The following is a 12,578-nucleotide window of genomic DNA, read 5'->3' as shown; positions in this document are numbered from 1 at the left end:
GGCACGCTGCCGCCGGAGCAGATGGGGCCGGATCATCAGGAAAGTGACCGCGCTGAGCGGCTGGGCGCCGAGGAGACAGGGGCGCTGATGCACACCGAGATCATGTCGCTGAACGTGGGGCCGCAGCATCCCTCCACGCACGGCGTGCTGCGCTTGGTGGTGGACATGGACGGCGAGTACGTGGTGAAGGTGACCCCGCACATGGGCTACCTGCACACGGGCTTTGAAAAGACCTTCGAGCACCGCACCTACCAGCAGGGCGTGACCTACGCGCCGCGCACCGATTACCTGCACTGCTTCGGGCACGAACTGGCCTACGTCCTGAGCGTGGAAAAGTTGCTCTCGGCGCAGGTGCCGGACCGCGCGACCACTGTGCGGGTGATTCTGCACGAGCTGGGGCGCATTCACAGCCACCTTGTGTTCGTGGGCACGGGGCTGCTGGACCTAGGCGCCCTGACGCCGTTCTTCTACGCCTTCCGCGAGAAAGAAGCGCTGCAGGACCTCTTTGAAGCCGTCTGCGGCTACCGAATGAACCAGGGCTACTTCCGGGTGGGCGGTCTGAGCCGCGATATTCCCGAAGACTGGCCGGGCCGCGTGGCGAAATTCCTGGACCAGATGGACCGGGGCGTGGACGAATACAGCACGCTGTTTGCCCAGAACCCCATCTTTCTGGACCGGGCCAAGGGCGTGGGCGTCATTCCGCCCGAAGTGGCCATTGACCTGGGCCTGACCGGGCCCAACCTGCGGGCCAGCGGCGTGCCCCTGGACCACCGCAAGGACAATCCGTACTGCGGTTACGAGCAGTACGACTTCAACGTGATCACCAGCCAGGACGGCGACAGTCTGGCGCGCTTCAACATGCGCCTGCTGGAGTTCCGCGAGAGCATCAAGATCGTGCGGCAGGCCCTGAAATTGCTGAAGCCCGGGCCCGTGAAGGACCCCAACCGCAAGATTTCGCTGCCGCCCCGCCACGAACTGGAAACCAGCATGGAAGCCGTTATTCACCACTTTAAGCTGGTGACCGAAGGGTTCCACCCGCCCACCGGCGAAGTGTACGTGCCGGTGGAGAGTGCGCGCGGCGAGGTGGGGTACTACATCGTCTCGGACGGCGGGAGTATGCCCTACCGCGTGAAGATTCGCGCGCCCAGCTTCGTAAACCTGCAGGCCCTGGAATACGCCTGCGTGGGCGCGCAATTCGCCGACCTGATCACCATTCTGGCCACGATTGACCCCGTGCTGGGAGATGTGGACCGGTGAAGATGTTGGAAGCACAAAACTCGATGTCGGGTTTTCGGCGTATTGATTCAACTGTTTGGCGCAAGACAGAGGGTGTTTCTGGGCAAGTGGTGGACTTCGATATTCGTACCGATGAGCCGTTCACTCGGGAAATTCAAGAGATAGAGAAGTTCTTCGGACAAGTCAAAGCTTCAGAGCCTGCTTACAGATCGCTGATCGCTCAGGATTTCGTTCGGGATGACGCCTGGTCAACATGGTGTGGCATAGAAAATCCTGGGCAGGAAGCGCTATGCGACTCCATGCAACTGCGCTGGGTCATTGCGACAACGGACAAAAGCAGCCGATGGGGCTACATCCTTGTTTACGACAGTTTGCTTCCAAACGCCTATGAGTTGAGCGGCTGGTTCGATGCTCAAGGCCACTTTATGCACGCCGAAGTCGAGTAGGGCGGGTAGCAGGAGGAATTTTGTCTTACTTCGCGGATAAACAACCACTGGTGGCGGATATTTTCAGTCGCTACCCCGATTCGCCGCAGGGCCGCCGCTCGGCGCTGATGCCGCTGCTGCGGGAAGTGCAGGACGCTGAGGGTTTTGTTTCAGAAACCCGAATGGCGGAAATTGCCGCGCTGGTGGGCACCACGGCCACCGAAGTGCGCAGCGTCATGAGTTTCTATTCCACCTACCACACGGTGCCCACGGGCCGGTACCACCTGCAGGTCTGCTCCACGCTGATGTGCGCGCTGGCGGGCTCGGATGAGCTGTGGGACCACCTCGTGGACACGCTGGATGTGCAGCCCGGCGAAGTGACCAGTGACGGCCGGTTCAGCGTGCAGAAAGTGGAGTGTCTGGGCAGCTGCGGCACCGCGCCCATGATGCAGATCAACGACGACGGCTACTACGAGAACGTGGGGCCGAGCAAATGCGCCCGGATTCTGGCCGACCTGCGCGCAGACCGTCAGCCGCTGCCGGATAACCCCGTGCCGGTGACGGTCACGGCCGAAGGCCGGCAGCTGATGGCCAATGGGCAGGCCGTGGGCACCAGCGTGACCGGTCTGGCCGTGCTGCCCAGCCCAGGAGGCACCGCATGACCGTGGCCGAGCCCGCCCCCAAGCCCATCACCAGCGGCAAGGACCCGCGCTTTGCGCCCACGCTGTACGCCTACGTGGGGCAGGAAGGCAGCTGGACCCTGGACTTCTACCGCCGCGCTGGCGGTTACGAGGCGGTCAAGCGCGCCTTTGCCCTGGGCCCCGACGCCGTGATCGAAGAGGTCAAGAAGTCGGGCCTGCGGGGGCGCGGCGGCGCCGGCTTTGCCACGGGCCTCAAGTGGTCGTTCATGCCGCTCAAGGATGGCCGCCAGCACTACATCATCTGCAACGCGGACGAGTCCGAGCCGGGCTCGTTCAAGGATCGTTACCTGCTGTCCGAAGACCCGCACCAGCTGATTGAAGGGATGCTGATCGCGGGGTACGCCATGCGCGCCAGCGTGGGCTACATCTACATTCGCGGTGAGTATGTGCACGCCGCCGAGCGCCTGTGGGCCGCCATTCACGAAGCGCGCGCGGCCGGGTTGCTGGGCGAGAACGTGCTGGGCAGCGGCTTCGATTTCCAGCTGTACGTGCACCGGGGCGCCGGGGCGTACATCTGCGGCGAGGAAACCGCCCTGATGAACTCGCTGGAAGGCCTGCGTGCCAACCCGCGCCTGAAGCCGCCCTTCCCGGCCGCCGCTGGCCTGTACGGCCTGCCCACCACCATCAACAATGTGGAAACCTTCTGCGCCGCCACCCAGATTCTGCGCTACGGCGCCGACTGGCACGCGGGCATGGGAACGGAAAAAAGCAAGGGCATGAAGCTCTTCCAGATTTCCGGGCCTGTGGCGCGGCCCGGCGTGTACGAACTGCCGCTGGGCACCACCTTCCGCGAACTGATTTACGACTGGGCAGGCGGCCCACTAGAAGAGATGAAGGCGATCATCCCGGGCGGCAGCAGTTGCCCCATGCTGCCCTGGACCGACGCGATCCTGGACACCCCGATGGACTACGAGGCCATTGCGGCGGCCGGGTCCATGCTGGGCACGGGCGGCGTGACCCTGATTCCGAAGGCCGACTGCATCGTGAACGCCACCTGGAATCTGGTGCGCTTCTACGGGCACGAGTCCTGCGGCAAATGCACGCCCTGCCGCGAAGGGATTTCGAGCTGGATGACCCGCATGTACCAGAAGCTGGTCACCGGGCGCGGGCAACCGGGCGATGTGCAGCTGATTCTGGACATGTCCGACAACATTGGCGGGCGGTCCTTCTGCGCCCTGGCCGACGCCTGCCTGGGCCCGGTGCTCAGTTCCATCAAGCTCTTCCGCGAGGAATACGACGCGCTGGCGCAGACCGGGCAGCCCATGTACGCGCCCAGGAAACGCTGGAGGGATGCGTGAAGTGGCGAGCTGCCCGGCGTCTAAGGGTCAAAGGGTCTAAAGGTCTGGGAACCCCAGGGTCCTCCCTCGTTAGCCCCTTAGACTCTTCGACCCCTAGACCTGCCGCCCAGAGGGAGGCGAAATGAAAGTCATCGTTGACGGCACCGAACTCGAACTGCCGGCCGGGACCAGCGCCATTGACGCGGTCTTCGAGTCGGGCGGAGACGTGCCCTACTTCTGCGCGCATTCGTATCTCTCGCCTATTGGGGCCTGCCGCATGTGTCTGGTGGAAACCGGCAGCCCCCGCAAGAACCCGGACGGCTCGTTCGTGATGGAAGGGGAGGGGGACGCGGCCAGGCCCAAGATCTTCTGGTTCCCCAAACCCATGGCGTCGTGCACCATGCAGGCCACCGAGGGCATGCACATCCGCACCGCCAAGACCAGCGACGTGGTGGCCAAGGCGCAGGCCGGCATGATGGAATTCACCCTGCTGAACCACCCGCTGGACTGCCCCACCTGTGACAAGGGTGGCGCGTGCGAACTGCAGGACCGCGCTTTCGAGTACGGCTATGGTGCGAGCCGTTACGGCTTTGATCGCCGCCACGCCGACAAGCACTACCCGCTGTCCGACTTTGTGATTCTGGACCAGGAGCGCTGCATTCACTGCAAGCGCTGCGTGCGCTACTTCGAGGAAGTGCCGGGCCAGGAGGTGCTGGACTTCATCGAGCGCGGCGGCCACACCTTCATTGACACCGAAGAGGGCGGGCTGCCACTGGGCTTTCAGGGCAACATCACGGATATCTGCCCGGTGGGGGCGCTGCTGGACAACGTGGCGCGCTTCCGGGGCCGCAACTGGGAATACGACCACACGCCCACCACCTGCACCCTGTGCCCGGTGGGCTGCTCTATTACCGCCGACGCCCGCAACGGCCGCCTGGAGCGCGTGGTGGCCCGCGAAAACCGCGAGGTCAACGAGGCCTGGATCTGCGACGCGGGCCGCTTCGGGCACCCGTTTGCCAGCGAGGAACGGCTGACCACGCCCCTTGTTCGCAACGAGGATGGCGAACTGGTGCCTGCCACCTGGGATCAGGCCATCACCGCGATCAACCGTGGGCTGGCCGGGCTACCCCTGGCTGACCTGGGCCTGTTCGTGGGCGCCGATGCCACCCTGGAAGAAGGCGTGGCGCTCGAAGCCCTGGCCGACGCCCTGCAGGCCCGGCATGTGGACCACGGCCCCCGGCAGGGGGTGCATATTGCCCCCACCGCCACACTGACCGATGTGGCCCAGGCCGACTTTGTGGCGGTCCTGGGCGCCGACCTGGGCGAGGAAGCCCCGGTGCTGGAACTGCGCATTCTGGAAATGCTGCGCGGCGGCGTGCTGCCGCCCGAATTTGCGCACGGCACCGCCATTGCCGATCTGCGGCTGGTGGAGCGGCCCGCCCGCAAAACCGAGCGCCTCGCGGTCATTGGCGGGGAAAGTCGGCTGTGGACGCACGCGGGGCACCGCATCGCAGCCAGCGGCGCGGCGGCCCTGAGCGGGCTGGCCCAGCCGGGCACCCCCGCCCTGCGGGCCGTGCGCGAGGCCCTGGACAAGGCCGAGCGCCCCGTCCTGATTCTGGGCGCGGATGTGCTGAACGCGGCGGGGGGCTCATTCGCCGCCACGCTGGCCGATCTGGCCGGCCGGACCGGCGCGAAGGTGCTGGCCCTGCCCGCTGGCCCGAACAGCCTGGGCCTGAGTGCCCTGAACCTCGTGCCCCGCAGCGGTGGCCTGGGCCTGAACCGGCTGGCCGAGGTGCCCGCCGCCTTCATCAGCCGCCTGGACCCCGGTGTGCGGGCGCGCGGCTTCACGGTGGTGCACGACCTCCACCTGACCTCCACCGCGCAACTGGCCGATGTGGTGCTGCCCGCCGTGAGCAACTACGAGAAGCGCGGCACCACCGTCAATCTGGAAGGCCGCCTGCTGCCGCTGGCTTCGGCCGCTATTCAGGCGGGTGACTCGGCCGACCTGATCCGCACCCTGACCGCCCTGGCCGAGGCCCTGGGCGTGAAGGCCCCCGTGCGCGGCCTGCGCGGCGCCCAGACCCTGGCGCAGACCCGCCTGGGCGTGCAACTGGCCGATCTGCCAGCTCAGGGGCAGCTGCACACCTTCGCCCGCACCTACACGGCCCCCACCCAGCCCCACACCCCGCGCCTGTGGACCGCGCGCATGGTCCGGCGGGATCAGGACTGGGTGGACCGCATTGCGGACCTGACCCAGGGCGGCTGGACGCTGCCTGTGTCGCCAGCTGGCCCTCAGCCGGGAGGGGACGACTGATGGGGGGCGGATGGTTGATGGTTGATGGCCGATGGCAGATAGCGCGAGGGGCAGGAGGGGCGCTTGGGTTGAGCTGGTCACACGCCCCCTCTGCTGCGCAGCTCTGCGAGCCACCCCAGCCCTCTCCCACGAGGGGAGAGGGAGCAAAGACCGCGTCCCGCCTCCTGCGTCCCGCATCCCATCCGGAGGCCCTCTAATGCCCGACTGGCTCGCCACCCTCCTCATTTCGCTTCTCAAGGCTGTGCTGGTCGTGCTGGGGCTGCTCACCACCTTCGCGTACATGACGCTGGTGGAGCGCCGCCTGCTGGGCCGCATGCAGCTGCGCCCCGGGCCCAACCGGGTGGGCCCCATGGGCCTGTTGCAGCCCGCCGCCGACGCGATTAAAAGCATCTTCAAGGAAGACCTGAACGTCACGCTGGCCGACAAGCTGGTGTACACCCTGGCGCCCATCGTGGCCATTGGCATGGCGCTGACCGCTTTTGGTGGCCTGCCCGCTGGCCCGGCCGGTAGCCTATTTGGCGAGAACCCTTGGGTCTACAACCTGGACGCGGGCATTCTCGCGCTGCTGGCCCTGACCTCCATGGGCGTGTACGGCATCTTCCTGGGCGGCTGGGCCTCGGGTAGCAAATACCCGATTCTGGGTGGCCTGCGCTCCAGTGCGCAGATGATTTCCTACGAACTGGGCATGGGCCTGAGCATCCTGGGCCTGCTGATGCTGGTGGGCACCACCAGCTTCCATAAAACGTTCAATGACGACGGCACGCTGCGCGCGCTGGGTTTTGTTGAGTGGCAGGCCACGAACGGCTGGCTGATTCTGTTTCAGGCGCTGGGTTTCGCGCTCTTTCTGATCTCCTCGTTTGCCGAAACGAACCGCACCCCCTTTGACCTGCCCGAAGCCGAGCAGGAGATCGTGGCCGGGTACCTCACCGAATACTCTGCGATCAAGTGGGCGCTGTTTCAGATGGCGGAATACGTGAACATGATCACCGCCTCGGCGGTCATGGCCACGCTGTTCTTCGGCGGTTGGAAGGGCCCGCAGTTCCTGAACGGCCTGATTCCGGGCATCTCGGAGTGGCCGCTGATCTGGCTGATCCTGAAGATCGCCTTCTTCCTCTTCCTGTTCATCTGGGTGCGCGCCACCCTGCCCCGTTTGCGCTACGACCAGCTGATGCGCTTTGGCTGGAAGCTGGTGCTGCCCCTGGCGCTGGCGAACACGGTCATGACCGCCGCCTTCCTGGCCTTCCGGGGGCAGGGCGGCCTGTGGCTGCTGGGCGTGCTGAGCTTCGCGGGCCTGCTGGCCCTGCTGATCATGAGTGACCGCGTGCGCACGCTGTGGAACCAGCCCACGGTGCGCCGCGAAGGCGAAGTGCGGCTGGGGGGTGGGGACTGATGGGGCAGATGGTTGATGGTCGATGGCCGATGGCGAATGGCCAAAAGTCGAGAAGTCGAGAAGTCGAGAAGTCGAGCCACCGCCTCCCGCATCCCGCCTCCCCCTCTTTTCCCACTCCCCACTCCCCACATCCCACCCCCCCCTTGAAAGGAGCCCCCCATGGGCGTGCTTGAGATCGCCAAAGGCATGGGCGTCACGCTGAGCAAGCTGTTTCAGAAGCCCGTGACGGTCAGTTACCCCGAGCAGCGGGCCACGCTGCAGCCGCGTTTCCGGGGGCGGCACATCCTCACGCGGCACCCGGGCACCGGGCTGGAGAAGTGCATCGGCTGCTCGCTGTGTGCCGCCGCCTGCCCGGCCTACGCCATCTACGTGGAGGCCGCCGAGAACGATCCGGCCGCCCCCGTCAGCCCTGGCGAACGCTACGCGAAGGTCTACGAGATCAATATGCTGCGCTGCATCTTCTGCGGCATGTGCGAGGAAGCCTGCCCCACCGGGGCCGTGGTGCTGGGCAACGAATTCGAGATGGCCGATTATCGCTACCGCGATTTCGTGTACGGCAAGGAAGACATGCTGGTCGGCGTCACCGGCAGCCTGCCCCAGCGCCGCGAGGCCGAGCGCAAAGGCAAGCCGGTGCGCCTGGGCTTTCAGCTCGAAGGCGGCGTGCGCGAGGAACTGGAAGGGGTGAAGTACCAGTGAGGGGTGGAAGGTTGATGGTTGATGGTCGAGGGCAGATGGCGCTGGGGGCAGGGGAGGAGTTTGGGTGCCGGTGGGCACACGCCCCCGCTGCTGCGCAGCTCTGCGAGCCACCCCAGCCCTTTCTGCGGAGCAGAGAGGAAGTTCACCCCGCCTCCCGCGTCCCGCACCCCGCCCCCCCTCTTTTCCCACTCCCCACATCCCACTCCCCACTCCCCGTGGTCGGAGGCCACCCATGACCCTCGCCTTCATCCTTCTGGGCGCGCTGGCCATTGTGGGCGGGATCATCACCATTGCGGCAAAGAACGCGGTGCACGCGGCGCTGGGGCTAGTGGGGACGTTGCTGTGTGTGGCGGGACTCTTTGCCACCCTGAACGCATCGTTTCTGGCGGCCACGCAGGTGATCGTGTATGCGGGGGCCGTGATGGTGCTCTTTCTCTTCGTGATCATGCTGCTCAATGCCAACCAGCCGGTCACCGGGCACGACCCGGTGCCCTTCGTGCGCGAACTCGCGGGCATTGGCGGCACGCTGCTGGCCGGCGCTTTTGTGGTCCTGGCCTTTACCTACGAAGACCCGCGCCCGCTGGCGGAAAGTGCGGCGGCGCTGCGCGGCGGCGACGCCATGATCATGGGCGAAACGCTGCTCACGCGTTTCCTGCTGCCCTTTGAAGCGGTCAGCATTCTGCTGCTGGTGGCGATTGTGGGCGCCGTGGCCCTGGTGCAGCGGCCCGAAGCCCAGCCCGACGGCGTGCCGGATGAACTGGAACAGCCCATCGGCGCCGCGCGGCCCGAACGGGCACCGACCCCCCGAACGGGCGCCCAGCCCGCGCTGCAGGCCGGGCGCGAAAGTGAGGTGAGCGCGTAATGGTCTCCACCTCGTCCTATCTGGCGCTGTCGGGCATTCTGTTTGCCCTGGGCATGATTGGCGTGCTCACCCGGCGCACGGCGATCATGGTCTTTCTGTCGGTGGAACTCATGCTGAACGCCGCGAACCTCGCGCTGGTGGCGTTCGCGCGCTCGTGGGGCGACCCCACCGGCCAGACCGCCGTGTTCATCGTCATGACGCTGGCCGCCGCCGAGGTGGCCATTGGTCTGGCGATCATCGTCGCTATTTTCCGCAAGCGCGAGACCACCAACGTGGACGATCTCGCGGCCCTGAAAGGCTGAGTGGCTATGGAGAGTCTGCCTGCGCTGTACCTGCTTCCCCTGCTGCCGCTGCTCTCGTTTGCGCTGCTCATCACGCTGCCGCGCCTGTTTCCGGGTAAGACCGGCGGCTGGTTCGCCACGGGCGCGGTGGGGGCCGCCTTCGTGGTGGCCGTCATCCGGTATCTGAACCAGGGCAGTGCCCCCGCCCACGAGGTGCTGTGGACGTGGCTGCCCAACATGGCCCTGAACGCCAACCTCTCGGTGGGCTTCTGGTACGACCAGCTTTCGGCCCTGATGGCGCTGATCATTACCGGCATCGGCTTCCTGATTCACCTGTACTCGATTTCCTACATGGGCCACGATCCCAAGTTCACGCGCTTTTTTGCCTTCCTGAACTTCTTCGTGGCCATGATGCTGATTCTGGTGCTGGCCGACTCCTACCCCCTGATGTTCGTGGGCTGGGAAGGCGTGGGCATGGCGAGTTATCTGCTGATCGGCTTCTGGTTCAACGGGCGCCACAGCGAGGCCTCGGATCAGGACGTGCGCGAGGCCAGCGACCGCGAGGGCGTGGCGAACTCCAACGCCGCGCGCAAGGCGTTCATCATGAACCGCATTGGCGACCTGGGCTTCATGCTGGGCATGTTCCTGCTGTTCAAGCTGTACGGCACCCTCTCCATCCCCGAACTGGCCGAGCGGGTGGAAGGCGGCGCGCAGGTGGCGCAGGCGGGCATTGAACTGGCCTGCCTGTTCCTGCTGGTGGGCGCGGTGGGCAAGAGCGGTCAGCTGCCCCTGACCACCTGGCTGCCCGACGCGATGGCGGGCCCCACGCCGGTTTCGGCCCTCATTCACGCGGCCACGATGGTCACGGCGGGCGTGTATCTGGTGGCGCGCAGCCACTTCCTGTACGACCTCGCCCCGAATGCCAGCCTGTGGGTGGCCTGGGTGGGCGGCCTGACCGCCCTGTACGGCGCCCTGTCGGCCCTGAACCAGCACGACATCAAGAAGATTCTGGCGTTCTCCACGGTGTCGCAGCTGGGCTACATGTTCATGGCGGTGGGCCTGCACGCCTACTCGGCGGGCGTGTTTCACCTGCTCACCCACGCGTTTTTCAAGGCGCTGCTGTTCCTGGCGGCGGGCGCCGTGATTCACGCGCTGCACGAGGAACAGGACGTGCGCCGCATGGGCGGCCTGCGCCGCAAGATGCCGTTTACGCACCTGGTATCGGTGGCGGGGGTGCTGGCGATTGCCGGAATTCCCATCTGGAGTGGTTTCTTTTCCAAGGACGCCATTCTGGCCGCCGCCTACGAGGCCAACCCTGGCCTGTACGTGATTGGGCTGGGCGTGGCGCTGCTCACCGCCTTTTACATGGGCCGCTGGTATTTCCTGGTCTGGGCCGGCAGCTACCGGGGCCACGGCCACCCGCACGAGGCCGACCTGATCACCAAGGTGCCGCTGGGCATCCTGGCGGCGCTGGCGACCCTGGGCGGGCTGCTGAACATTCCCACCTTCCTGGGCGGCAAGCATGCGTTTGACGATTACCTGGGCCGCGCCATTCCGGTGCACGCCCACGAGATTCCCGTGAGCACCGAGTGGCTGCTGACCCTGCTGGCCGTGGGGGCCGGGGTCCTGGGGCTGCTGTGGGCTTACCTGGAACACCGCCGGGGCACCCTGGTGGACGGCCCCCTGGGCGAAGCCAGCACCCGCGCGCTGTACCTGGATACCGTGTACGACAACCTCGTGGGTGCCCCCAGCAAGGCGATTGCTGGCGCGCTGGACACCGTGGACCGGGGCACCGACGGCGCGCTGGGCGCCGTGGCACGCAACGCCAGCGGGCCGGGCGGGCTGTTCACGCTGTGGCAAAGCGGCTTCGTGCGCGCCTACGCGGTCAGCATGGTCCTGGGCACCGCGCTGATCATCGGCTACTGGGCCCTGAAAACGATTGGAAGTGGCGCATGACCTTCACCGACTGGCTGCCGACCCTCATGATCTTTCTGCCGCTTGTGGGCAGCCTGCTGCTGCTGGTGGTCCCGAAAACCTTTCGCGACGAGGTGGCAGGCTTCTTCGCCGCGCTGACCCTGGGCGTGGGCCTGGCGATCTGGCGCGGCGGCGGCTCGGAGCTGTTCCGCTGGGACTGGATTCCGCCGCTGGGCATCACCTACTCGGTGCAGCTGTCGGGCGTCAGTCTGGCGCTGGCGCTGGTGACGGCGTTCATGTCCTTTATCGCCATTCTGTACGCCGCGCGGCGCATCCCCAACCCGGGGCCCATGCTGTCGCTGATTCTGGCGATGGAAACCGGCCTCATCGGTATTTTCGCCGCGCAGGACCTGCTGCTGTTCTACGTGTTCTTTGAAGACGCCCTGATTCCCGCCCTGCTGATGCTGGCCATGTACGGCAAGGCCGGGCGCATGAAGGCGCTGGTGAAGTTCGCCGCCTACACCCTGTTTGGCAGCCTGCTCATGCTGGTCAGCATCATCGGGGTGCGCTACCTGGGCGGCAGCCCCACCTTCGCCATGACCGACCTGAAGGCCAATCTGGTGGACGGCCCCGCCCAGGCGTGGCTGTACCTGGGCTTTCTGGCGGCCATGGCGGTCAAACTGCCGCTGTGGCCCCTGCACGCGTGGCTGCCGGACTTCCACGAGCAGAACCACGACTCCGGCGTGCCAGACGTGATGGGCACGCTGTACAAGGTGGGCGGCTACGGCCTCTTTACCTTCGGGATTCCGCTGTTCCCGGAGGCCAGCCTGGAACTGCGTCCCATCCTGATGGGTCTGGCGGCCTTTACGGCCCTGTACGCCGCCTGGATCGCCTTCCGGCAGACCGACTGGAAACGCCTGCTGGCCTACGCGGGCCTCTCGCACATGGGCTTCGTGGCCCTGGGCGTGTTTTCCCTGAACGAAACCGCCGTGATTGGCGCCATGTACCTGTTGGCCTTCCAGAACCTGTACACGGGCGCGCTGTTTCTCTCGGTGGGCATGGTGCAGGACCGGATTGGCAGTCTGGAAACGCGCGTGGGCGGCCTGATGACCCAGGCGGGCGCCCTGAGCGGTCTGACGATGGCCCTGTGGTTCGCGTCCATCGCCGTGCCGGGGCTGGCCGGGTTTGTCGGGGAATTCTCGATTCTGCTGGGCGCCTATCAGGTGTCGCCGTGGCTGACCTTTATCGCCGGGATCACCACCATTGCCGCCGCCGCCTACGCCCTCACCGCCTTTCAGACCACCTTCTGGCAGGCGCGCCCACGGGGGGGCGTGGCCGTACGCGACCTTGTGCACACCGAGTGGCTGGTGCTGGGCCTGCCGCTGGCCGTCCTGATTCTCTTTGGGGTGTATTCCGCCCCGGCCCTGAACCTCATGCAACCGGCGGTGCGTACCGTGCTGGCCGCCCTGGGAGGCAACTGAC

Annotated in this window: 11 protein-coding genes; all 11 read left to right on the top strand. The window is 66.2% G+C overall.

Features of this window, described 5'->3' with window-relative positions; all coding sequences use genetic code 11:
* Nucleotides 1-21: 21 nt before the first annotated feature.
* The 11 genes from nuoD (at nucleotide 22) to KMW22_RS08530 (ending at nucleotide 12,577) form a co-directional block, all read left to right on the top strand.
* Nucleotides 22-1,257: an NADH dehydrogenase (quinone) subunit D gene (gene nuoD, locus KMW22_RS08580; protein WP_221089739.1), complete on the top strand. Its 1,236-nt coding sequence runs from the start codon at nucleotides 22-24 to the stop codon at nucleotides 1,255-1,257.
* The gene (locus tag KMW22_RS08575; protein WP_221089624.1) at nucleotides 1,254-1,682 is read left to right on the top strand and encodes a hypothetical protein; all 429 of its coding nucleotides are present in this window, start codon (nucleotides 1,254-1,256) and stop codon (nucleotides 1,680-1,682) included. The genes nuoD and KMW22_RS08575 overlap by 4 nt, the downstream gene beginning before the upstream one ends.
* A gap of 20 nt (nucleotides 1,683-1,702) precedes the next feature.
* Nucleotides 1,703-2,323 carry an NADH-quinone oxidoreductase subunit NuoE gene (nuoE, locus tag KMW22_RS08570; protein ID WP_221089623.1) on the top strand — a complete coding sequence of 207 codons (621 nt, stop codon included), beginning with the start codon at nucleotides 1,703-1,705 and terminating at the stop codon, nucleotides 2,321-2,323.
* Nucleotides 2,320-3,660 (top strand): NADH-quinone oxidoreductase subunit NuoF, encoded by a 1,341-nt coding sequence (nuoF, locus tag KMW22_RS08565; protein WP_221089622.1) that lies wholly within the window; start codon nucleotides 2,320-2,322, stop codon nucleotides 3,658-3,660. Before nuoE ends, nuoF begins: the two co-directional genes overlap by 4 nt.
* A gap of 121 nt (nucleotides 3,661-3,781) precedes the next feature.
* Entirely contained in the window at nucleotides 3,782-5,953 is a 2,172-nt protein-coding gene (gene nuoG / locus KMW22_RS08560) for an NADH-quinone oxidoreductase subunit NuoG (protein WP_221089621.1), read from the top strand.
* A 196-nt stretch (nucleotides 5,954-6,149) separates the two neighbouring features.
* On the top strand, nucleotides 6,150-7,343 hold the full coding sequence (gene nuoH / locus KMW22_RS08555) for an NADH-quinone oxidoreductase subunit NuoH (protein WP_221089620.1): 1,194 nt from the start codon (nucleotides 6,150-6,152) through the stop codon (nucleotides 7,341-7,343).
* 159 nt (nucleotides 7,344-7,502) lie between these two features.
* Entirely contained in the window at nucleotides 7,503-8,039 is a 537-nt protein-coding gene (gene nuoI, locus KMW22_RS08550; protein WP_221089619.1) for an NADH-quinone oxidoreductase subunit NuoI, read from the top strand.
* Nucleotides 8,040-8,271: 232 nt separating this feature from the next.
* On the top strand, nucleotides 8,272-8,901 hold the full coding sequence (locus KMW22_RS08545) for an NADH-quinone oxidoreductase subunit J family protein (RefSeq protein WP_221089618.1): 630 nt from the start codon (nucleotides 8,272-8,274) through the stop codon (nucleotides 8,899-8,901).
* Nucleotides 8,901-9,203, top strand: coding sequence for an NADH-quinone oxidoreductase subunit NuoK (nuoK, locus tag KMW22_RS08540; RefSeq protein ID WP_107137941.1), 303 nt, complete (start codon nucleotides 8,901-8,903; stop codon nucleotides 9,201-9,203). Before KMW22_RS08545 ends, nuoK begins: the two co-directional genes overlap by 1 nt.
* A gap of 6 nt (nucleotides 9,204-9,209) precedes the next feature.
* Nucleotides 9,210-11,138 carry an NADH-quinone oxidoreductase subunit L gene (gene nuoL, locus KMW22_RS08535; protein ID WP_407928430.1) on the top strand — a complete coding sequence of 643 codons (1,929 nt, stop codon included), beginning with the start codon at nucleotides 9,210-9,212 and terminating at the stop codon, nucleotides 11,136-11,138.
* Nucleotides 11,135-12,577, top strand: a complete 1,443-nt coding sequence (locus KMW22_RS08530; protein WP_407928429.1) for an NADH-quinone oxidoreductase subunit M — start codon at nucleotides 11,135-11,137, stop codon at nucleotides 12,575-12,577. The genes nuoL and KMW22_RS08530 overlap by 4 nt, the downstream gene beginning before the upstream one ends.
* The last annotated feature ends 1 nt before the right edge of the window (nucleotide 12,578 follow it).

This window comes from Deinococcus aquaedulcis (assembly GCF_019693445.1).
Classification (GTDB): domain Bacteria; phylum Deinococcota; class Deinococci; order Deinococcales; family Deinococcaceae; genus Deinococcus; species Deinococcus aquaedulcis.
The sequence above is the reverse complement of the archived record's forward strand: the minus strand, read 5'-3'. Positions and strand labels throughout refer to the sequence as shown.